General features: G+C 76.0%; 21 protein-coding genes. 17 read left to right on the forward strand and 4 right to left on the reverse strand.

The features are described from left to right. The first annotated feature begins 5 nt into the window (after nucleotides 1-5). The 15 genes from ACI8AF_RS05230 (at nucleotide 6) to ACI8AF_RS05300 (ending at nucleotide 14418) form a co-directional block, all read left to right on the forward strand. Complete coding sequence (locus tag ACI8AF_RS05230) at nucleotides 6-1532, forward strand: AMP-binding protein (RefSeq protein ID WP_456538612.1); 1527 nt, start codon at nucleotides 6-8, stop codon at nucleotides 1530-1532. Continuing rightward, nucleotides 1529-1768 carry a glutaredoxin family protein gene (locus tag ACI8AF_RS05235; RefSeq protein WP_456538613.1) on the forward strand — a complete coding sequence of 80 codons (240 nt, stop codon included), beginning with the start codon at nucleotides 1529-1531 and terminating at the stop codon, nucleotides 1766-1768. Before ACI8AF_RS05230 ends, ACI8AF_RS05235 begins: the two co-directional genes overlap by 4 nt. A gap of 218 nt (nucleotides 1769-1986) precedes the next feature. Continuing rightward, a complete protein-coding gene (locus tag ACI8AF_RS05240) occupies nucleotides 1987-2664 on the forward strand; it encodes a redox-sensing transcriptional repressor Rex (RefSeq protein ID WP_456538614.1) in 678 nt (225 codons plus the stop codon). Further along, a complete protein-coding gene (locus ACI8AF_RS05245; protein ID WP_456538615.1) occupies nucleotides 2661-4049 on the forward strand; it encodes a glutamyl-tRNA reductase in 1389 nt (462 codons plus the stop codon). Before ACI8AF_RS05240 ends, ACI8AF_RS05245 begins: the two co-directional genes overlap by 4 nt. After that, nucleotides 4046-4996 carry a hydroxymethylbilane synthase gene (gene hemC / locus ACI8AF_RS05250; RefSeq protein WP_456538616.1) on the forward strand — a complete coding sequence of 317 codons (951 nt, stop codon included), beginning with the start codon at nucleotides 4046-4048 and terminating at the stop codon, nucleotides 4994-4996. The genes ACI8AF_RS05245 and hemC overlap by 4 nt, the downstream gene beginning before the upstream one ends. 50 nt (nucleotides 4997-5046) lie before the next feature. Next, a complete protein-coding gene (locus ACI8AF_RS05255) occupies nucleotides 5047-6591 on the forward strand; it encodes a uroporphyrinogen-III synthase (protein ID WP_456538617.1) in 1545 nt (514 codons plus the stop codon). Further along, nucleotides 6588-7580 (forward strand): porphobilinogen synthase, encoded by a 993-nt coding sequence (hemB, locus tag ACI8AF_RS05260; protein WP_456538618.1) that lies wholly within the window; start codon nucleotides 6588-6590, stop codon nucleotides 7578-7580. Before ACI8AF_RS05255 ends, hemB begins: the two co-directional genes overlap by 4 nt. 1 nt (nucleotide 7581) lies before the next feature. Continuing rightward, nucleotides 7582-8085, forward strand: coding sequence for a hypothetical protein (locus ACI8AF_RS05265; RefSeq protein WP_456538619.1), 504 nt, complete (start codon nucleotides 7582-7584; stop codon nucleotides 8083-8085). Beyond that, nucleotides 8082-9464 carry a glutamate-1-semialdehyde 2,1-aminomutase gene (gene hemL, locus ACI8AF_RS05270; RefSeq protein ID WP_456538620.1) on the forward strand — a complete coding sequence of 461 codons (1383 nt, stop codon included), beginning with the start codon at nucleotides 8082-8084 and terminating at the stop codon, nucleotides 9462-9464. Before ACI8AF_RS05265 ends, hemL begins: the two co-directional genes overlap by 4 nt. Beyond that, a complete protein-coding gene (locus ACI8AF_RS05275; RefSeq protein WP_456538621.1) occupies nucleotides 9461-10099 on the forward strand; it encodes a histidine phosphatase family protein in 639 nt (212 codons plus the stop codon). Before hemL ends, ACI8AF_RS05275 begins: the two co-directional genes overlap by 4 nt. Further along, on the forward strand, nucleotides 10096-10668 hold the full coding sequence (locus tag ACI8AF_RS05280) for a redoxin domain-containing protein (protein WP_456538622.1): 573 nt from the start codon (nucleotides 10096-10098) through the stop codon (nucleotides 10666-10668). The genes ACI8AF_RS05275 and ACI8AF_RS05280 overlap by 4 nt, the downstream gene beginning before the upstream one ends. Beyond that, complete coding sequence (locus tag ACI8AF_RS05285) at nucleotides 10669-11490, forward strand: cytochrome c biogenesis CcdA family protein (protein ID WP_456538623.1); 822 nt, start codon at nucleotides 10669-10671, stop codon at nucleotides 11488-11490. Between the two features lie 73 nt (nucleotides 11491-11563). Beyond that, complete coding sequence (resB, locus tag ACI8AF_RS05290; protein ID WP_456538624.1) at nucleotides 11564-13195, forward strand: cytochrome c biogenesis protein ResB; 1632 nt, start codon at nucleotides 11564-11566, stop codon at nucleotides 13193-13195. Next, nucleotides 13185-14168: a c-type cytochrome biogenesis protein CcsB gene (gene ccsB, locus ACI8AF_RS05295; protein ID WP_456538625.1), complete on the forward strand. Its 984-nt coding sequence runs from the start codon at nucleotides 13185-13187 to the stop codon at nucleotides 14166-14168. The genes resB and ccsB overlap by 11 nt, the downstream gene beginning before the upstream one ends. 58 nt (nucleotides 14169-14226) lie before the next feature. Then, nucleotides 14227-14418 (forward strand): hypothetical protein, encoded by a 192-nt coding sequence (locus tag ACI8AF_RS05300; protein ID WP_456538626.1) that lies wholly within the window; start codon nucleotides 14227-14229, stop codon nucleotides 14416-14418. An 8-nt stretch (nucleotides 14419-14426) separates the two neighbouring features. Here ACI8AF_RS05300 and ACI8AF_RS05305 read toward each other — a convergent pair whose 3' ends face one another. Further along, nucleotides 14427-14654: a hypothetical protein gene (locus ACI8AF_RS05305; protein WP_456538627.1), complete on the reverse strand. Its 228-nt coding sequence runs from the start codon at nucleotides 14652-14654 to the stop codon at nucleotides 14427-14429. A 110-nt stretch (nucleotides 14655-14764) separates the two neighbouring features. On the opposite strand from ACI8AF_RS05305, the gene ACI8AF_RS05310 reads away from it, so the two are divergent. Together ACI8AF_RS05310 and ACI8AF_RS05315 are read left to right on the forward strand one after the other, a co-directional pair. After that, on the forward strand, nucleotides 14765-15205 hold the full coding sequence (locus ACI8AF_RS05310) for an Lrp/AsnC family transcriptional regulator (protein WP_456538628.1): 441 nt from the start codon (nucleotides 14765-14767) through the stop codon (nucleotides 15203-15205). Further along, the gene (locus ACI8AF_RS05315) at nucleotides 15186-15518 is read left to right on the forward strand and encodes a DUF4229 domain-containing protein (RefSeq protein WP_456538629.1); all 333 of its coding nucleotides are present in this window, start codon (nucleotides 15186-15188) and stop codon (nucleotides 15516-15518) included. The genes ACI8AF_RS05310 and ACI8AF_RS05315 overlap by 20 nt, the downstream gene beginning before the upstream one ends. A 19-nt stretch (nucleotides 15519-15537) precedes the next feature. Here ACI8AF_RS05315 and ACI8AF_RS05320 read toward each other — a convergent pair whose 3' ends face one another. From ACI8AF_RS05320 to menE, 3 genes are all read right to left on the reverse strand, one after another. Further along, the gene (locus tag ACI8AF_RS05320; protein ID WP_456538630.1) at nucleotides 15538-18009 is read right to left on the reverse strand and encodes an aminotransferase class I/II-fold pyridoxal phosphate-dependent enzyme; all 2472 of its coding nucleotides are present in this window, start codon (nucleotides 18007-18009) and stop codon (nucleotides 15538-15540) included. Between the two features lie 83 nt (nucleotides 18010-18092). Then, on the reverse strand, nucleotides 18093-18965 hold the full coding sequence (locus ACI8AF_RS05325; protein ID WP_456538631.1) for a 1,4-dihydroxy-2-naphthoate polyprenyltransferase: 873 nt from the start codon (nucleotides 18963-18965) through the stop codon (nucleotides 18093-18095). Beyond that, nucleotides 18965-20098: an o-succinylbenzoate--CoA ligase gene (menE, locus tag ACI8AF_RS05330; RefSeq protein WP_456538632.1), complete on the reverse strand. Its 1134-nt coding sequence runs from the start codon at nucleotides 20096-20098 to the stop codon at nucleotides 18965-18967. The genes ACI8AF_RS05325 and menE overlap by 1 nt, the downstream gene beginning before the upstream one ends. Nucleotides 20099-20109: the final 11 nt, after the last annotated feature.

Consider the following 20109-nt stretch of genomic DNA (forward strand, 5'->3'; position numbering starts at 1 on the left):
AGGAGATGCCCGTGTCCGACCGCACGACGCTGTCCGCGCTCGTCCGGGCGGCGGCCCGGGACCGTCCCGACGCGCCCGCGGTCGTCGCCGGCGACCAGCGGCTGAGCTGGGCCGAACTGGACGCCGCCGTCGACCGCGCCGCCGCCGGCTACGCCGCGCGCGGCCTGGCGCCCGGACGGCGGGTCGCGGTGCAGCTCCCCAACGGCGTGGACTGGCTGCGGGCGGTGCTCGGTGCGCTGCGGGCGGGGCTGGTCGTCGTCCCGGTCAACACCGCCTACACCGATCCCGAGCTCGAGCACGTGCTCGGTGACTCCGGGGCCGAGCTCCTGGTCACCCCCGAGGAGCGACCGCCGGTCGCCGGCGTGACCGTCCACCCCGGCCCGCCCGAGGCCGACGGCCCGCCGCCGGAGCGGGCGGAGGACCCGGCCGGCCTGGCCTTCCTCTGCTACACGAGCGGCACCACCGGCCGGCCGCGGGGCGCGATGCTGACGCACGCGGCGCTGCGGGCCAACCAGGAGCAGTGCCTGGCCATGAGCCCGCCGCCGGTGCGGCCGGACGACCGCGTGCTGCTGGTGCTGCCGCTGTTCCACGTCTACGGGCTCAACGCCGGCTTCGGGCTGGTCGCCGCCACCGGCGCCTGCGCGGTGCTGCAGGAGACCTTCGACCCGGCCGCCGCGCTGCGGCTGATGGAGAGCGAGCAGGTGACCGCCGTGCCCGGCGCGCCGCCGATGTACCAGGCCTGGCTCGCGCTGGCCGACGCCGAGGGCAGCGACGCACCCCTGCGGCGTGCCTTCGCCGCCGTCCGGATGGCGTCGTCCGGCGCCGCCCCGCTCCCGGCCGAGGTGTGGACGGCGCTGCGCGAACGCGCCGCGGTCACCGTGTGGGAGGGCTACGGGCTCACCGAGGCCAGCCCGGTGGTGGCGAGCACGCTGGCCACCGGTCGGGCCAAGCCGAACTGCATCGGCGGGCCGCTGCCCGGGGTGGAGCTCGAGCTGCGCGACACCTCCGAGGCAGCGGCCGACGCCGAACCGGGGGAGGAGGCCGAGGAGGGGCCGGGGGAGATCGTCGTCCGCGGCGCCAACCTGTTCGCCGGCTACTGGCCCGACGGCGCCGACGGCCCGGACGCCGACGGCTGGCTGGCCACCGGCGACCTCGCCTACCGCGACGACGACGGCGACCTGCACCTGGTCGACCGGCGCAGCGACCTGGTGCTGGTCAGCGGCTTCAACGTCTACCCGGCCGAGGTGGAGCGGGTGCTCGACGCGCACCCCGCGGTGGCCGAGAGCGCGGTGATCGGCGTGCCCGACGCGCGCACCGGGTCGGCCGTCCGCGCCGTCGTGGTCCTGGAGCAGGGGCAGCAGCTGACCGCCGACGAGCTGGTCGCGCACGCCGCGCGGTCGCTCGCCCGCTACAAGGTGCCGACGTCGGTGCACTTCCTGCCCGCGCTGCCGCACTCGCTCACCGGCAAGGTGAGCAGGGCGCGGCTGCGGGAGCTCGGGCTCACGGGCAGCGGGGAGCTGGTGGCCGGGTGAGCCGCCTGCAGCTGCTCACCCGGGCCGGCTGCCACCTGTGCGAGGAGGCGGCGGCCACGCTGGCGCAGGTGGCCGCCGAGGCGGGGCTCGTGCCCGCGACGGTCGACGTCGACGCCGACATGGAGCTGCAGGCCGAGTACGGCGACCGGGTGCCCGTGGTGCTGCTCGACGGCCAGGAGCACTCGTACTTCACGGTCGACGTGCCCCGGCTCCGGCGGGACCTGGGCCTCCCCTGAGAGCCCCCGGAGCACCGCTGTAGGGTGGTCCTCACCACAGTGCCACCCGTCCGTGGCCGGTCAGCGGCGGGACGGCGGTCGGCGGCTTTGTTCCTGCGTTCACAAGCGGTTACCGTGGCGGATGCCGGGCGGCATCCCGCCTGGTTCCCCGAGATGTCGCGCACCGGAGCCGGCGCCCGCCGGCCGCCTGGCGCGCCCGCTGTGGAGTAGCAGGCCCCGTGACAGAGCCCCGGCCCCGGACGATCCCGGAGGCCACCGTCGCCCGCCTGGCCGTGTACCTCCGGGTGCTCACCGGCCTGGCCGACGGCGGGCGGAGCACCGTGAGCTCGGGTGAGCTCGCCTCGGCCGCCGGGGTCAACCCCGCCGGCCTGCGCAAGGACCTCTCCCACCTCGGGCCGTGCGGCGTGCGCGGCGTGGGCTACGAGGTGCGCACCCTGCGCGACCGCATCGCCCGCGTGCTGGGCGTCGAGCGCAACCGGGCCTGCGTGCTGGTCGGCATCGGCAACCTGGGGGCCGCGCTCGCCGACTACGCCGGCTTCGGCAGCCGGGGCTTCGAGTTCGTGGGCCTGTTCGACGCCGCGCCGGCCCGGATCGGGCAGCGGATCGGCGGATCGGTCGTGCGCCCGGTCGAGGAGCTCGAGGCGGTCGTCGCGGCGACGCAGGCCTCCATCGGGGTCATCGCGACACCGGCCGAGGTGGCCCAGCCGGTGTGCGACCGGCTGGCCGCGGCCGGGGTGAGGAGCATCTTGAACTTCGCGCCGGTGACGCTGACCGCCCCCGCGGGCGTCGACGTCCGCCAGGTCGACCTGTCCGTCGAGCTGCAGGTGCTCGCCTTCCTCGGCCAGCAGCGGCTGGTCGGGACGGGCGGGCCGGTGCTCGCGGGAGGCATGGCATGAGCCTGCTGGCGGTGGGCGTGAGCCACCAGACCGCCCCCGTCGCGCTGCTCGAGCAGTTCGCGATGGGGCCGGACGAGACGGTCAAGGCGCTGCACGAGCTGGTCGCCGGCACGCACGTCACCGAGGCGATCGTGCTGGCCACCTGCAACCGGGTCGAGGTCTTCGCCGAGGTGGACAAGTTCCACGGCGGCGTCGTCGACGTCAGCCGGGTGCTCGCCCGGCAGGCCGGCGCCACCGTCGAGGAGCTCTCCCCGTACGTGACGGTCCACTACGAGGACCAGGCGATCGCGCACCTGTTCACCGTCGCCGCCGGCCTGGACTCGATGGTGGTCGGCGAGACGCAGGTGCTCGGCCAGCTGCGCACCGCGTACGGGCTCGCGCAGGAGGAGGGCACCGTCGGCCGGGCGCTGCACCCGGTCGCCCAGCGGGCGCTGCGGGTGGGCAAGCGCGTGCACGCCGAGACCGGCATCGACCGCGCCGGCGCCTCGCTCGTCTCCGCCGCGCTGGACCGCGCCGAGGCGCGGCTGGGCAGCCTGACCGGGCGGCCGGCGCTCGTCGTCGGCGCCGGCTCGATGGGCGCCCTCGCGGCGACCACGCTGGCCCGCCGGGGCGCGGACGTGGCGGTCGGCAGCCGCACCTCCGCGCACGCCGAGCGGCTGGCCGAGAACGTCGGCGGCCGCGCCGTCGAGCTCGCCGACCTGACCGCCGAGCTCGCCGCCGCCGACGTCCTGGTCACCTGCACCGGCGCCAGCGGCATCGTCATCGGCACCGACGTCGTCGCCGCCGCGACGGCCGGCCGGCCCGACCGCCCGCTGGTCGTCGTCGACCTGGCGCTGCCGCGCGACGTCGAGCCGGGCGTCGCCGGGCTGACCGGCGTGCACGTCGTCGACCTGGCTCTCCTGCAGAGCGAGCGGAACTCAGCCCTGCTGCAGGGCGAGCGGCGGTCCGGCGGCCCGATCGCCGGCTCGGTGGCCGCCGACGACGTCACCGCGGCGCGCGACCTGATCGAGACCGAGCTGTCGCTGCTGCGCGCCGAGCGGCACGCGGCCGCGGTCGCCCCCACCGTGTCGGCGCTGCGCAGCCAGGCCGCCGAGGTGGTCGATGCCGAGCTGCTCCGCCTCGCCGGGCGGCTGCCCGACCTCGACGCCCGCGCCCGCGCCGAGATCGCCCGCACCGTGCACCGCGTCGTCGACAAGCTGCTGCACGAGCCCACCGTGCGGGTCAAGGAGCTGGCCAGCGCCCCCGGCGGCACCGACTACGCCGGCGCGCTGCGCGCGCTGTTCGGCCTGGGCATCGACACCGACGTGGAGGGCGAGCACGCCACCCTCGCCGAGGCGGTCACCGTCGACCCCGACGACCTGCGCCCGGGCGGTGGCCTGCCGTGACCGCCACCCGCACCGCCACCCTCCGCCTGGGCACCCGGCGCAGCGCGCTGGCGCTGACCCAGTCGCAGTGGGTGGCCGACGCGATCACCGCGGCCACCGGCACCCCGGTCGAGCTGGTGCACATCGTCACCGAGGGCGACCGCTCCTCGGCCGCGATCGCGCAGCTCGGCGGCACCGGGGTGTTCGTCGCCGCCATCCGGCAGGCGCTGCTCGCCGGCGAGGTCGACCTCGCGGTGCACAGCTACAAGGACCTGCCCACCGCCCCGGAGCCCGGCCTGGCCCTCGCCGCCGTACCGGTGCGCGAGGACCCGCGCGACGCCCTCGTCGCCCGCGACGGCCTCACCCTCGGCGAGCTGCCGGCCGGGTCGAAGGTCGGCACCGGCGCGCCGCGCCGGGTCGCCCAGCTGCGCGCGCTCGGCCTCGGTCTGGACGTCGTCCCGATCCGGGGCAACGTCGACACCCGGATGGCCCGGGCCCTGGGACCGGACGCCGACCTGGACGCCGTCGTGCTCGCCCGCGCCGGGCTGACCCGGTTGGGCCGGCTCGACGCGATCACCGAGACGCTCGACCCGCTGCAGGTGCTGCCCGCCCCGGCCCAGGGCGCGCTCGCCGTGGAGTGCCGCGCCGACGACGAGCGCACGCGGGCGCTGCTCGCCCCGCTCGACCACGCGGCCACCCGCGCCTGCGTCGTCGCCGAGCGCAGCGCGCTCGCCGCGCTGGAGGCCGGCTGCAGCGCACCGGTCGCCGCCTACGCCGAGGTCGCCGAGGGCGAGCACGGCCCCGAACTGTTCCTCCGCGCCTCGGTGACGGCCCTGGACGGCAGCGACGCCGTCCGGGACTCGACCACAGGCCCGCTCGACAACGCCGCGGCCCTCGGCCGCCGGCTCGCCGCCGAGCTGCTCGACCGGGGTGCCGCCGAGCTGATGGCGGCCCCCGCACACCCCTGAGACCCACCAACCGCCCCCGTCCGACGGGGGCCAGGAAGCAGGAGCACCCGATGACCCGCAAGACCGCCGGCGTGCCGGCCGGCAAGGTCGTCTTCGTCGGCGCCGGCCCCGGTGACCCCGGGATGCTGACCACGCGCGCGTACGAGGCGCTGGCCGCCGCCGGCGTCGTCCTCGTCGACCCCGAGGTGTCGGCCGCCGTGCAGGACGCCGTCCGCGAGACCGCCCCGCAGGCCGAGCTGACCCCCGTCTCCGGGGAGCCGGCCGACGTGGCCAGGTCCGCGGTGGCCGCCGCCAAGGGCGGGGCGGCCGTCGTCCGGCTCGTCGCCGGCGACCCGTTCACCTCCGAGCGCGCGGTCAAGGAGGTGCTCGCCGTCGGCCGCACCTCCGTGGCCTTCGACGTCGTCCCCGGCGTCGCGCCGGTCCCGGCCGTCCCGGCCTTCGCCGGTGTCGCCCTCGGCGGCAGCTGGCTGACCGCCGACCTCGCCGGCGAGACCGACCTCGCGCCCCTCGCCGGCGCCGCGGCCGCCACCAGCAGCCCGCTGGTGCTCTCCGCCGCGGGCGTCGACGAGCTGCCCGAGGCGGCCGTCCGCCTGGTCGAGGCCGGCCTGTCCGGCTCGACGCCGGTGGTCGTCACCGCCGGCGGCTCCGGGACGGCGCAGAAGAGCGTCGTCGGCAAGCTCTCGGCCGTCGCCGAGAAGACCGCCGGCCTCGAGGCGCTCTCCGGCGCCGTCGTCGCCACCGTCGGCGCCGCCGTCGACAAGCGGGGGAAGCTCTCCTGGTGGGAGAGCCGGCCGCTGTTCGGCTGGCGGGTGCTGGTGCCGCGCACCAAGGACCAGGCCGGCGAGATGAGCGAGCGGCTGCGCGCCTACGGCGCCGTGCCGGTCGAGGTGCCGACCATCGCCGTCGAGCCGCCGCGCAGCCCCGCGCAGATGGACCGCGCGATCAAGGGCCTGGTCACCGGCCGCTACGGCTGGATCGTGTTCACCTCGGTCAACGCGGTGAAGGCCGTGCGCGAGAAGTTCACCGAGCTGGGCCTCGACGCCCGCGCGTTCGCCGGCGTGAAGGTCGCCTGCGTGGGCGAGTCCACCGCCGACGCCGTCCGCGCCTTCGGCATCGTGCCGGAGCTGGTGCCCTCCGGGCAGCAGTCCAGCGAGGGCCTGCTGGCCGACTTCCCGCCCTACGACGACGTGTTCGACCCGATCAACCGGGTGCTCCTGCCGCGGGCCGACATCGCCACCGAGACCCTGGCCGCCGGCCTCGTCGAGCGCGGCTGGGAGATCGACGACGTCACCGCCTACCGCACCGTCCGGGCCGCTCCGCCGCCCGCGCCGGTGCGCGAGGCGATCAAGGGCGGCGGCTTCGACGCGGTGTGCTTCACCTCGTCGAGCACGGTGCGCAACCTGGTCGGCATCGCCGGCAAGCCGCACGCCAAGACCGTCGTCGCGGCGATCGGCCCCGCCACCGCCGCCACCGCGCAGGAGTTCGGCCTGCGGGTCGACGTCCAGCCCGAGACCGCCGCGGTGGCCCCGCTGGTCGACGCGCTGGCGGAGTTCGCCGCCGCGCGCCGGGCGGAGGAGGAAGGCAGCTCGAAGTGACGCTGCCGTCTCCCGCCCGCCCGGTCGCCCGCGGGCGTCGGCTCCGGTCGACGCCCGCGCTGCGGCGCCTGACCGCCGAGACGCGGCTGTCGCCGGCCGACTTCGTGCTGCCCGTCTTCGTCAAGGAGGGCATCGACGCGCCGGTGCCGATCTCCTCGATGCCCGGCGTCGTCCAGCACACCCTGGACTCGCTGCGCAAGGCCGCGCACGAGGCCGCCGAGGCCGGCATCGGCGGGCTGATCCTCTTCGGCGTCCCGTCGGAGAAGGACCCGGTGGGCTCGCAGGCCGACGCCGCCGACGGCATCGTCAACGTCGCGCTGCAGCAGCTCAAGGCCGACCTCGGCGACGAGCTGGTGCTCATGGCCGACCTGTGCCTGTGCGAGTACACCGACCACGGGCACTGCGGCGTGGTGACCCCGGCCGGCATCGTGGACAACGACCCGACGCTGGACCGCTACGCCGCGGTCGCGGTCGCCCAGGCGCAGGCCGGGGCGCACGTGATCGCGCCCAGCGGGATGATGGACGGGCAGGTCGCCGCGATCCGCCGGGCCCTGGACGGCGCCGCCTTCACCGAGACGCCGGTCCTGGCCTACGCGGCCAAGTACGCGTCGGGCTTCTACGGCCCGTTCCGCGAGGCGGCCGAGGGCGCGCCGCGGTTCGGCGACCGCTCGACCTACCAGATGGACCCGCCGAACGCCGCCGAGGCGCTGCGCGAGGTGCGGCAGGACCTCGCCGAGGGCGCGGACGCCGTCATGGTCAAGCCCGCCCTGCCCTACCTCGACATCGTGCGCGCGGTCGCCGACGCCGTCGACGTGCCGGTCAGCGCGTACCAGGTCAGCGGCGAGTACGCGATGCTCGAGGCAGCCGCCGCCAACGGCTGGGTGGACCGGCAGCGGGCGATCCTCGAGACGCTCACCGCCATCCGCCGGGCCGGGGCCGGCACGGTGCTCACCTACTGGGCGGTCGAAGCGGCCCGCTGGCTGCGCTGAGGTGACCCCGTACGTCGAGCCGGGCGGGTCGTGGCGGCCGTTCTGGCTGGTCGCGGCCGCCCTGGCCGTGTTCCTGGTCGCCGACCTCGCGTTCCCCGGGCCCGACGTGCCGCCGGTCGTGTGGGTGCTCGCCGTCGTCGCGGTGCTGGGCGTCGTGGCCGCCGGCGTCGTCTCGGCCCGCCGGGTGTGGACCGTGCGGGTCGACGCCGACGGCCCGGACGCCGCGCTGTCGGTCGGCCGCGAGCGCGTGGCGCTGGCCGACGTCGACACCGCCCACCTGCGCGCCGTCCGCGACGGCGAGGCGGGCGTCGACGCCGGCGCGCCGGTGCTCGGCGGCGGCTGGTCGGTGCCGAAGGGCCGCACCGGGCTGCCGCTCGGGCTGGCCGACGGTCGCACCGTGCTCGTGCCCACCCGCGACCCGGCCGCGCTGACCACCGCCCTGCTGGCCGCTGTGGCGGACGTCCCCGACGGCGGCCCGGGGACAGAGGGGACACTGGACCGGTGACCTCGTCGGACACCTCCCGCTACGCCTACGAGGCCCCCGTGTCGGCCGACCTCTTCGCCCGTGGCCGTCAGGTCACCCCGGGCGGGGTGAACAGCCCCGTGCGCGCCTTCCGCGCCGTCGGGGGCACCCCGCGGTTCATGGCCTCGGCCGCCGGGGCGTACCTGACCGACGCCGACGGCCGCCGGTACGTGGACCTGGTCAGCTCCTGGGGACCGATGCTGCTCGGCCACGCCCACCCGGCCGTCGTCGACGCCGTGACGGCGGCCGCGCGCCGCGGGCTGTCCTTCGGCGCGCCCACCGAGGCGGAGCTCGATCTGGCCGAGGAGATCCTCGCCCGCATGCCGTCGGTGCAGCGGGTCCGCCTGGTCAACTCCGGCACCGAGGCCGTGCTCTCGGCGATCCGGCTCGCCCGCGGCGCCACCGGCCGCCCGCTGGTGGTCAAGTTCGCCGGCCACTACCACGGCCACGTCGACGCGCTGCTCGCGTCGGCCGGTTCCGGCGTCGCCACGCTGGGCCTGCCCGACACCCCCGGCGTCACCACCGGCGCCGCGGCCGACACCGTCGTCCTGCCCTACAACGACGTCGCGGCGGTCGAGCGGGTCTTCGCCGAGCGCGGCGCCGACGTCGCCTGCGTGATCAGCGAGGCGGCCGCGGGCAACATGGGCGTCGTCCCCCCGCTGGACGGCTTCAACGGCGAGCTGCGCCGGATCACCGCCGCGCACGGCGCCCTGCTGGTCCTCGACGAGGTGATGACCGGCTTCCGGGTGTCCCGCTCCGGCTGGTACGGCATCGACCCCGTGGACGCCGACCTGTTCACCTTCGGCAAGGTCATGGGCGGCGGCCTGCCCGCGGCCGCGTTCGGCGGCCGCGCCGACCTCATGGACCAGCTCGCCCCGGTCGGGCCGGTGTACCAGGCCGGCACGCTGTCCGGGAACCCGGTGGCCGTCGCCGCCGGGCTCACCACGCTGCGGCACTGCACCGACGAGGTGTACGCCCATTGCGACCAGGTGTCGGCGACCCTGCGCGGCGCGGCGAGCGCGGCGCTGTTCGCCGCGGGCGTCCCGCACCGCGTGCAGCAGGCCGGCAGCATGTTCTCGATCTTCTTCGTGCCCGACGAGCGGCAGGTCCGCGACTACGACGACGCGCGGACCCAGGACGTCGCCCGCTACACCGCCTTCTTCCACGAGATGCTCGCCCGCGGCGTGTACCTGCCGCCGTCGGCGTTCGAGTCGTGGTTCGTCAGCGCCGTGCTCGGGGGCGAGTCGCTCGAGCGCGTCCTCGACGCGCTGCCCTACGCCGCCCGGGCGGCGGCCGCGGCCGACCCCGCCGACGCACCGCCCGACGAGATCGCGAAGGACGCCCAGGAGCTGAGCCCGTGAGCGCCGAGGTCACCGTCGTCCACGTGCTGCGGCACGGGGAGGTCCACAACCCGCAGAAGGTCCTCTACGGGCGGCTGCCGGGGTACCGGCTGTCCGAGGCCGGCCAGGCGATGGCCGGCAAGGCCGCGCAGTGGTTCCTCGGCAAGGACGTCACCCACCTCGTCTCCAGCCCGCTGCAGCGCGCCCAGGAGACCGCCGCGCCGATCGCCGAGCAGCTCGGGCTGGAGATCGCGACCGACGACCGGCTGATCGAGGCCGGCAACGCCTTCGAGGGCCTCCGGGTCGGGGTCGGGGACGGCGTCCTGCGCGCGCCGCAGCACTGGTGGAAGCTGCGCAACCCGTTCCGGCCGTCGTGGGGCGAGCCGTACGTCGAGATCGCCGCCCGGATGCTCGCCGCCGTCGAGGCCGCGCGCGACGCCGCCCGCGGGCACGCCGCCGTCTGCGTCAGCCACCAGCTGCCGATCTGGACGCTGCGGATGCACGTCGAGGGCCGCCGCTACGCGCACGACCCGCGCCGGCGGCAGTGCGGTCTGGCCAGCGTCACCTCGCTGGTCTACGAGGGCGACCGGGTGGCCCGGGTGGAGTACGCGGAGCCGGCCGGCGCGACCGACCCGGACGCGGTGCCCGGGGCATGAGGCGGCTGCTGGGCGCCCTCGCCGGGACGGCCGTGCTGCTGGCCGGCTGCTCGACCGGCTCCGACGCCGTCGACGTCAACAACGGCGGGGAGTTCCGCTTCGTGGCCGGCACCCCGGCCGGCGAGGTGATCGCGCCGGAGGAGCGGCAGGCGGCGCCGGAGTTCGCCGGCGAGCTGCTCGACGGCAGCGAGTACTCCTCGACCGAGCTCGGCGGCGACGTCGCCGTGATCAACTTCTGGGGCTCGTGGTGCCCGCCGTGCCGGGTGGAGTCCCCGGAGTTCCAGGAGGTCTACGCCGAGGTCCAGGGCGACGGCGTGCAGTTCCTCGGCGTCAACGTCAAGGACGACCGCCAGCTGGCCCAGGCGTTCCTCGACAGCAAGGCGATCACCTTCCCGTCGCTGTTCGACCCGCGCGGCGAGGTGGCGCTGGCGTTCCGGGACTACCCGGCCAACGCGATCCCGTCCACCATCGTGCTGGACCGGCAGGGGCGGGTGGCCGCCGTGTACACCGCGGCCGTGCAGCAGGACGACCTGCGCTCGGTCCTGACGCTGGTGACCGAGGAGGGCTGAGTGGGGGACACCTTCGGCCGCCTGGTCACCGACGGCCCGCTGCTCGTCGGCGCCGCGGTCGCCGCGCTGGTCGGGCTGATCAGCTTTGCCTCGCCGTGCGTCCTGCCGCTGGTGCCGGGCTACCTCTCCTACGTCACCGGCCTGGTCGGCACCGGCGCGCGGACGGCGACGGCGCCCGCCCCGGCCGGCGGCGGCACCGCCACGGCCGTGCGGACGACGACCGACGAGCGCTCGCCGCGCGGGCGGATGGTGCTCGGCGCCCTGCTGTTCGTGCTCGGGTTCACGCTGGTGTTCGTGGCGTTCGGCGCCGCGTTCGGCGGGCTCGGGCGGCTGCTGCTGCAGTGGTCCGACGTCCTCAACCGGGTCTTCGGCGTCGTCACGATCGTCATGGGGCTGGCCTTCCTCGGCTGGCTGCCGTTCCTGCAGCGCACCGCGCGGCTCTCGGCCCGCCCGGTCGCCGGGCTGGCCGGGGCGCCGCTGCTCGGCATCGTGTTCGGGCTCGGCTGGACGCCGTGCCTCGGGCCGACCCTGGCCGCGGTGAACTCGCTGGCCTACGCCGAGGCGACCGCCGGCCGCGGCGCCCTCCTCGGCGTCGCGTACTGCCTGGGCCTGGGCATCCCCTTCGTCCTGGTGGCGCTCGGCGCGCGCTGGGCGATGGGCGCGACGTCGTTCCTGCGCCGGCACGCGCGCACGGTCACCCGGGTCGGCGGCGTCGTCCTGGTGGTCGTCGGCGTCCTGCTGGTGACCGGTCTGTGGACCGAGCTGATGCAGTGGCTGCGCTCGTGGATCGCGGCCAGCGGGTTCGGGGAGTCGGCACTGTGAGCGAGCTCGCGAGCTCGCACATGGGCACAGCACCGTCCGGCACGGACGCGACGAGCGTCAGCGAGGAGCGGTCGTGACCGTCCTGGACCCGCCGCGGACGTCGCCGACGCCCCCGCCGCCCGCACCCGCGCACCGGCGCGTCACCGGCCTGCTGCTGCGCTGGTGGCGCCGGCTGACCGCGATGCGGACGGCGATCATCCTGCTGTTCCTGCTCGCGCTGGCGGCGATCCCGGGATCCCTGCTGCCGCAGCGGTCGCTGTCGCAGAACGCCGTCGCCGAGTACTTCACCGAGCACCCGGCGCTCGCGCCGGTGCTGGACGACCTCTACCTGTTCGACGTCTTCAGCTCGCCGTGGTTCGCGGCGGTGTACCTGCTGCTGTTCGTCTCGCTGATCGGCTGCGTGCTGCCCCGCGCGGTGGAGCACGCCCGCGCGCTGCGGGCCGCCCCACCGCCGGCGCCGCGGCACCTGCTGCGGCTGCCCGACTCGGCGAGCCTCGAGACGCCGCTGCGCGGGACCGAGGCCCTCGACGTCGTGGAGGAGGAGCTGCGGGTCCGCCGCTACCGCGTGGTCCGCCGCGACGGCTCCGCCCGCTCCGCCGGGGCCGGCGGCACTGCCGGCCCCGAGCTCTCCGCCGAGAAGGGGCTGCTCAAGGAGACCGGCAACCTGCTGTTCCACCTGTCGCTGGTGGCCCTGCTGCTCGGCCTCGCCGGCGGCAAGCTGTGGGGCTACGAGGGCAGCATCCTGGTCACCGAGGGGCAGGGCTTCTGCAACTCGTTCCAGCAGTACGACACGTACTCGTCCGGCGCACTGGTCGAGGGCGGCGACCTGTCGCCGCTGTGCGTCGACCTCGAGGACTTCGAGGCCGAGTACGAGGAGAACCTGACCGCCGCCTCCTACACCGCCGGCATCCGCTACGGGGCGCCGGGCGAGGAGGGGCGCGAGACGACGATCGGCGTCAACGATCCCCTGCGGGTGGACGGCGACCGGGTCTACGTGACCGGCCACGGGTTCAGCCCGACGTTCACCGTCACGTTCCCCGACGGCTCGTCGTTCGAGGACCTCTCGGTGCCGTTCCTGCCGTCGGACCAGGCGACGATGGCCAGCCAGGGCGCGCTCAAGCTGCCCGACGTCCCCGGCCAGGAGGACCAGCTCGCGCTCGAGGGCTTCTTCGCCCCCACCGGCTCGGTGTCGGGCGGCATCCTCACCTCGATCGACCCGCGCCCGCTGGCGCCGCAGGTCGCGATCGTCGTCTACCGGGGCTACCTCGGTCTCGACTCGGGGATCCCGCAGTCGGTGTACTCGCTGGACTCCTCGCAGATCGACCGCGGCCGGCTGTCGCAGGTCGGCGAGGGGAACCTGGCGGCGGGGGAGTCGCTGACCCTGGACGACGGGACGACGATCACGTTCACCGGCGTCAAGGAGTTCGCGGCGCTGCAGTTCTCGCACGACCCGGGCCAGGTGTGGGTGCTGGTGTCGGCGATCGCGATGCTCGCCGGCCTGCTCGGGATGCTGCTCGTGCGGCGCGAGCGGTTCTTCGCCCGGGCCGCCGAGGCGGCCGGGGGCAGCGGTACCGTGCTGTCGCTGGCCTCGCTGACGAAGGGCAGCGGTGAGCCCGGCCCGCGGTTCGCCGCGCTGACCGGCGACCTGCGGGCCGCCCTGGACGACCGCTCACCGGACCGGGAGGCACCGACGCGTGACCACTGACCAGACGCTGGCCGACCTGTCGGACACGTTCTTCTCGATCAGCGTCGGGCTGTACTCGCTCGCCGTCGTGGCGTTCTGCGCCCAGCTGGCGTTCGGTCGCCGCCCGGCCCGCGCGCGCTCCCGCGAGCTGGTCGGCGCGGGTGCGCCGGTCGAGCCGGCACCGGTCGGCGCCGGCGAGGTCGCCGAGCCGCGCGCCGGCCGCCGCTGGGGCGCGCTCGGCATGCTGCTCACCGCGCTCGGCATCGTGACGCACGCGGCGATCCTGGTCACCCGCGGCATGGCCACCGGCCGGCTGCCGTGGGGCAACATGTACGAGTTCGCGACCGCCACCGTGCTGGTCGCGGTCCTCGCCTTCTGGGTGCTCGCCCTGCGCTCGCCGGGCCTGCGGCACATCGGCGTGTTCGTGCTCGTGCCGGTGGTGCTCGGCATGGTCGGCATCGGGCTGTGGCTGTACGCCGACGCCGGTCCGCTGGTCGCGGCCCTGCGGTCGAGCTGGCTGGCCGTCCACGTGTCGACGGCGATCCTCGGGTTCGGCATCTTCTTCGTCAGCGGCATCGCCAGCGTGCTGTACCTGGTGCGGTCCCGGCGCGAGGCCACGGTGGCCGCGGGCGGCTCCGGCGAGGAGCCGGCCGCGCCGGGCATCCTCGACCGGCTGCCCTCGGCCGCGGCGCTCGACCGCGTGGCGCACCGCACCGCGGTCTTCGGCTTCCCGATCTGGACGTTCGCCGTCATCGCCGGCGCGATCTGGGCCGAGAGCGCGTGGGGCCGGTTCTGGGGCTGGGACCCCAAGGAGACCTGGGCGTTCATCGCGTGGGTGGTCTACGCGGGCTACCTGCACGCGCGCACGACGGCGGGCTGGCGCGGCCGGCCCGCGGCGTGGGTGAACGTCGTCGGGCTGGGCGTGATGATCTTCAACCTGCTCTACGTGAACATGGTCTCGACCGGCCTGCACAGCTACGGCGGCGTCAGCTGAGCCCAGGCGGAGCATCCGCCCCGTGACGGCGGGCGGCGGCGCGTGCTTCCATGCCCCCATGGGCAGCCACAGCGCCGCGAACGGGGCGTCCCGGCAGGGAGACATCGGCTGGCCGGCGCCGCCGCGGAAGGGCGAGGGGCTCGGCTGGCCCGGGGACCTCGACGAGTCCGCGCACGACCCGGCCGAACCGGCGCCGGACCGGCGCCGCCCGGCGGGGACCAGCTCGGCCGGGATCAGCTCGGCCGCCTGACCCCGTCGTCAGGCGCCGGGGTTCTCGCCGCGGCTGCGGCGCCGGTCGAGCTCGCGCAGGAAGTCGGGGTCGTCGTCGGGGGCGACCGGACGGCGCGGGCGCTGGGGCCGCACCCGGGGCGCGCGCGGCGGTCGCGGCGCCGACAGGCCACCGCCGTTGCCCGCCGCGGTCGCGGCGCGCATGAGCAGCACCACCACGCCGACCGCCACCAGAAGGACCACCAGGAACGCCGCCACCGGCCCACCACCCCCTCGTCGGCCTCCAATGTACGTCCGCGTGAATACTCGGTGGCGGGCAGCGAGCGCCGCTGCCCCGAACCGCAGGACGGAGACGCACCATCGACGCCGTGGACCGGCAGCTCATCGACCTGCTGCGCGCCAACGGGCGGGCCAGCTACGCCGAGCTGGCCCGGCAGGTCGGCCTGTCCTCGCCCGCCGTGCACGAGCGCGTGGGCAAGCTGGAGGCGGCCGGGGTGATCACCGGCTACCGCGCGGTGGTCGAGCCGACGGCGCTCGGCCTCGACGTCACCGCGCTGGTCGGCGTCATCGAGAGCGACGCGGTCGACGAGACCGGCGTCGAGGAGGCGCTGAGCGCCATGCCGCAGGTCGAGGACTGCTGGCGGGTGGCCGGCAACGAGGGCTACGTGCTCAAGGTCCGGGTTCCCGACATCCCCGCCCTGGAGGCGAGCATCAGCGCGATCAACCGGATCCGGGGCGTCGCCCGCACCCGGACCACCGTCGTCCTCTCGACGAAGTGGGAGGGGCGCCATGGCCGCGTCGACGCCTGACCCCGTCCCGACCGGTCCCGCGGGGCCGGACGGCGGGCCCGCCACACCGCCCCGGGTCGCCCCGTGGCTGCTGCTCTACACGTTCGGCCGCCTGGCGATCGCCGCGGCGCTGGTCGCGGTGCTGTGGGTCGCCGGGCTGGGCAGCTACGCCGGCCTGCTCTTCGGGGTGCTGCTGTCCATGCCGATCGCCTACCTCGTGCTGCGCCCCGTGCGGGACCGGCTCACCGAGGCCCTGGCCGCGCGCAGCGTCGCCCGGCAGGCGGCCAAGGAGGACCTGCGCGCCCGCCTGAGCGGCGACGAACCGGCCGCCTGACCCCCCCGCCCGGGAGGGGTCAGGCGGTGGCGACGGTCTCGCTGACCCGGGCGAGCACGTCCATGTTGAACGTCTCCGTGGCCTGCACGTAGGCCCACCGCCGCTGCGGCGTCGCCCCGAAGCGGGCCTTCTGCAGGTCGGCGCTCATCCCGTACAGCACGTGCGGCAGCCCGTGCCGCTGCGCGCTGCGCAGCGCCTGGAAGAGCAGCTGCTGGTAGCTGTTGTGGGTCGGCACGTAGGAGTAGTCGAGTCCGACGAACACCGGGGCGACGTGCCCGTCCGCGCCGGGGAAGACGTGCTGCGCGGCGAAGGCCACCGGCCCGGAGGCGCGGTCGGGCAGGTGCAGCAGCACGACCTCCCAGCCCGGCGACTCGAGGACGGCGTCGACGACCCGGCGGGGCAGCGGGAAGACGTTGAGCTCGAACGAGCGGGCGTGCACGTTGCGGTACATCCGGTACAGCTCGTCACGCACGCACGGCTTCAGCGCCCGCGCCTCGCGGCTGCCGCCGCGGAGCACCTGCACCCGGTAGGCCGGCTCCCACGCCAGCACGCGGGTGCGCTGGTGGTAGCGGTGCTTGCGGGTCAGCTGGCCCAGGAAGGCGTCGTCGTCGGCGAAGTCGACCTCGCGGTGCCAGGTGCTCCAGATCGGCAGCCGCATGAGGCCCTCGCCGAGCAGGAAGTCGTGCAGCTCGTCGTCGTCGGGCAGGTCGCGCAGGACGACGCCCGCGGCGGCGGCGAGGTCCTCCTCCCGGCGGGCGGCGCGCAGGATCATCCGCAGGGCGCCCCGCCAGTCGCGGCCGCGGTCGAGGTAGAGGTGGTCGCCCTCGGTGAGCAGCGAGCCCATGCCGACCATCGTCGACGTGAGGTGGTAGCTGTCGGCGTTCTCGATCCGCCGCCGCTCGATCTCCCGCGACACCGCTGCGGAGGAGAGCATGTCGTCCTTCCACAGCGCGGTCGTGAAGAAGGTCGCGGCCACCGGCGCGCCGGTGTCGTCGCGGACGACGAAGTAGTGGAAGTCCCAGGCGTCCTCGGTCTGGCCCGCCGCGCCGGTGCCGCCGGTGTCGAACACCGACTCGAGGGTGCGCAGCGCGTGCGCGGAGAAGGCGCCGCGGGCGCCGAGCAGCCGGTCCCACTCCGCGGTGTCGACGCCGTCGATCGATCGGTGGTGCTCCAGGCGCAGCGCGGGCTTGGTGCGCGGGGCCGTCTCGGCGCCCATGACCTTGCGGCCGCGCAGCTGGCGGGCGAACGCCCGGTGCAGGTCGTCGACCGAGGCGCCCTCGTCGGTGATGGCGGCCGGCAGGTGCTCGGCCAGGGCCGCCACCATGCCGGCGACGTCGTCCGCGGTGTGGTGCGCGGTGATGGTCAGCCGTGCGCCGCTGCGCTTGGCCGGGACGGCGGGGAACGACGCCGTGTTGACGTGGAAACCCGCCGAGCGCAGCCGCTCCACCAGCCGGTAGGCGACCGACGAGACGCCCGCCCCGACGCAGCGGATCGGCGTCTCCGACTCCGACACCACCGGCAGCCCGGCCTCCGCGGCGAGCCGGTTGAACAGCCGGATGCGGTCGAGCAGCAGCGCCTGCCGCTCGGCGACCTCGGGGGTGAGGTGCAGCCGGGCCGAGGCCAGGATCGCGCCGAGCATCGGCGGCTGGACCGGTCCGGAGAAGATCAGCGGCCCGCCCAGCCGCAGCACCCGGCCGCGGGTGCGCTCGTCCGGGAAGGTGATCGCCCCGCCGGACGCGGCGAAGGACTTGTTCAGCGAGGCGGCGACCACCGTCCGGGCCAGCGTCCCGGGGGAGAGGTGCTCGAGGGCGTGCCCGCGGCCGTGCCGGCCGGTCCACGAGACGGCGTGCGCGTCGTCGACGTAGAGCCAGAGGTTCTCGTACCGCGCGGCGAGGTCGTCGAGCTCCGCCGTCGGCATCAGGTCGGCGTACATGGAGTACAGCCCGTCGGCGGCGTACCAGACCCGCCGGTGGGTCTTCCGGTAGGTCGCCAGCCGCTTCTCCAGCGTGTGCAGGTCGCTGTGCGGGACGAGCTCCACCTTGGCGCCGGTGGCCGCGACCAGTTTGGCCGCCGTCTGCACCGAGTTGTGCACCTGGTGGTCCAGCAGCAGCACGTCGCGCTCGCCGATCAGCGTCGGCATCGCCGACAGGTGCCCCATGCTCGTGGACGGCGTGACGATCACCCCGCGCCCGAACAGGCCGGCGAGCGTCTCCTCGACCTCCCGGTACAGCGGCGCGGAGGCGTACACGCGCGACGAGGAGAACTGCGTGCCGAACCGCTCCACCGCCTCGACGACGCCGGCCTTGAGCGCCGGGTGCGTCTCCAGGCCGAGGTAGGAGCAGGAGCCGAAGTTGACCATCCGGCGGCCGTCGATGGTCACGTGGCGGCCGTCCAGGGCGCCGTCCTCGACGTGGTTGAGCAGCAGGCCTCGCCGGACACCGTCGGAGACGACCTCGTCCACGGCGTTCAGCACGTCCTCAGCAGTGGCCACCGGATCCCCCTACGTCGCGCCTGCTCCCGGACTCCCTACGGCTGCAGCGGGCCCTACCCGGAGAATCTTCCGCGAGTTTCACCTCATCCGGTGACCGCGAGACCCCCTCCGAGCAGCACTCCCGTCGCCAAGGTGACCAGGCCGGTGCCCTGGAGGGCACCGATCAGGGCCGGTCCTCTCCCCCCGCCGAGCACCGTCCGTGCAGGTCGGACGGCGAGCGGCGCGGCGAGCAGCGCGACCAGCGCCCACGGGCGCTCGAGGCCGATCAGCGCGATGACGACGAAGGTTGCCAGGAGCAACCCTACGTAACCCAGCCGCGTCGCGCGGTCCCCGACGACCACGGCGAGCGTCCGCTTGCCGACGGCGGCGTCGCCCTCGATGTCGCGCAGGTTGTTCACCACGAGGATCGCGACGATCGTCGAACCGACCGGGACGGCGGCGGCGAACGCCAGCCCCTCCAGCGACCGGGTCTGCACGTACGTCGTCCCCACGACGGCCACCAGGCCGAAGAACACGAAGACGAAGACCTCGCCGAGCGCCCGGTAGCCGTAGGGGATCGGGCCGCCGGTGTAGGTCCAGGCGGCGGCGATGCAGACCGCGCCGACCGCGACCAGCCACCAGCTCGACAGGGCGGCCAGCGCCAGACCGGCCACCGCGGCCACGCCGAAGGCCAGCGCCGCCGCCACCAGCACCTGGCGGGGCGTCGCCGCCCCGGAGCCGACGAGCCGCATCGGCCCCACCCGGTCGGCGTCGGTGCCGCGCGTCCCGTCGGAGTAGTCGTTGGCGTAGTTCACCGCCACCTGCAGCGCGAGCGCGACGACCAGGGCGAGCAGCGCGGGGACCGGCCGGAACCCGTCGAGCGCCGCCGCGACGCCGGTGCCGACCAGCACCGGGGCGACGGCGGCGGGCAGGGTGCGCGGCCGGGCGCCGGCCAGCCACTGGACGGGGGTGGCCATCAGCCGAGGCTCCGGGCCACACCGCGGCGGTCCGGCTTGCCGGTGTGCAGCACCGGGACGGCGCCGATCGTGTGCAGCTCCCGCGGCGCGGCGGGGGCGCCGAGCCGCTCGGCCACCCACGGGCGCAGCTCCGCCAGCGTCGGCCGCGCACCCGGTGACGGGACGACGGCGGCGACCACCCGCTGCCCCCACTCCTCGTCGGGCCGGCCGAACACCACGGCGTCGGCGACGGCGGCGTGCTCCCGCAGCGCCGCCTCCACCGCCTGCGGCGCCACGTTGACCCCGCCGGTGACCACCACGTCGTCCAGCCGCCCGTGCACCGTCAGCCGGCCGCCGGCGTCGACCGACCCGGCGTCGCGGGTGCGGAACCAGCCGTCGGCGAAGGCCTCCGCCGTCCCCACGGGGTCGAGGCGGTAGCCCAGCGCCAGTGTCGGCCCGGCGAGCTCCACGCCGTCGGTGACCCGCACCCGCACCCCGTCGAGCGGGACGCCGTCGTACACGCAGCCGCCCGCCGTCTCGGTCATGCCGTAGGTGGTCACCGCGGCGACGCCGGCGGCGCGGGCGCGCGCGAGCAGGGCCGGATCGGTCGCCGCCCCGCCGACCAGGACGGCGTCGAAGGCGGCGAGCGCCGCGGGCTCCTGGTCGAGGGAGCGGCGCAGCTGGGTGGGCACGAGCGCGGTGCAGCGCCGCCCCGCGGGCATGCGGTCCAGCGCGGCGGCCAGCGGTTCGCCGTCGCCGAGCACGGTGGTCTCCCGGTCGGCGACGATGCCGCGGCAGAGGACCTGCAGCCCGGCGATCGCCGAGACCGGCAGCGCGAGCAGCCACGCCCCGGGCCCGCCGAGCCGCTCGTGCGTGGCGGTCGCCGACGCGGTCAGCGCGCCGGCGGGCAGCAGCACCCCGCGCCCGCCGCCGGTCGACCCCGAGGTGACGACGACCAGGTCGGCGCCGTCCTCGAGCGGCTCGTCGGGGCGGAGCACCGCGCGGGCGGCCTCGACCGCGGCCGGCGGTCCGGCGGGGAGGACGGCGAGGGGGGCGGATCCGGCCAGGCAGGCGCGCACCGCGGGCTCGACGACGCCGCGCACCTCGGCCTCGGACCGGCCGGGCGCTCGCAGGAGGGAGAGCTGCCGGGCCACGGAGGGCAACC

Source organism: Blastococcus sp. SYSU D00669 (assembly GCF_054050715.1).

Coding starts and splice junctions, on each gene's coding strand:
- ACI8AF_RS05300 (WP_456538626.1), top strand. CDS start 14,227: ATGGGCAGCCACAGCGCCGCGAACGGGGCGTCCCGGCAGGGAGACATC.
- ACI8AF_RS05280 (WP_456538622.1), top strand. CDS start 10,096: ATGAGGCGGCTGCTGGGCGCCCTCGCCGGGACGGCCGTGCTGCTGGCC.
- ACI8AF_RS05325 (WP_456538631.1), bottom strand. CDS start 18,965: ATGGCCACCCCCGTCCAGTGGCTGGCCGGCGCCCGGCCGCGCACCCTG.
- ACI8AF_RS05230 (WP_456538612.1), top strand. CDS start 6: ATGCCCGTGTCCGACCGCACGACGCTGTCCGCGCTCGTCCGGGCGGCG.
- ACI8AF_RS05245 (WP_456538615.1), top strand. CDS start 2,661: ATGAGCCTGCTGGCGGTGGGCGTGAGCCACCAGACCGCCCCCGTCGCG.
- ACI8AF_RS05315 (WP_456538629.1), top strand. CDS start 15,186: ATGGCCGCGTCGACGCCTGACCCCGTCCCGACCGGTCCCGCGGGGCCG.
- ACI8AF_RS05255 (WP_456538617.1), top strand. CDS start 5,047: ATGACCCGCAAGACCGCCGGCGTGCCGGCCGGCAAGGTCGTCTTCGTC.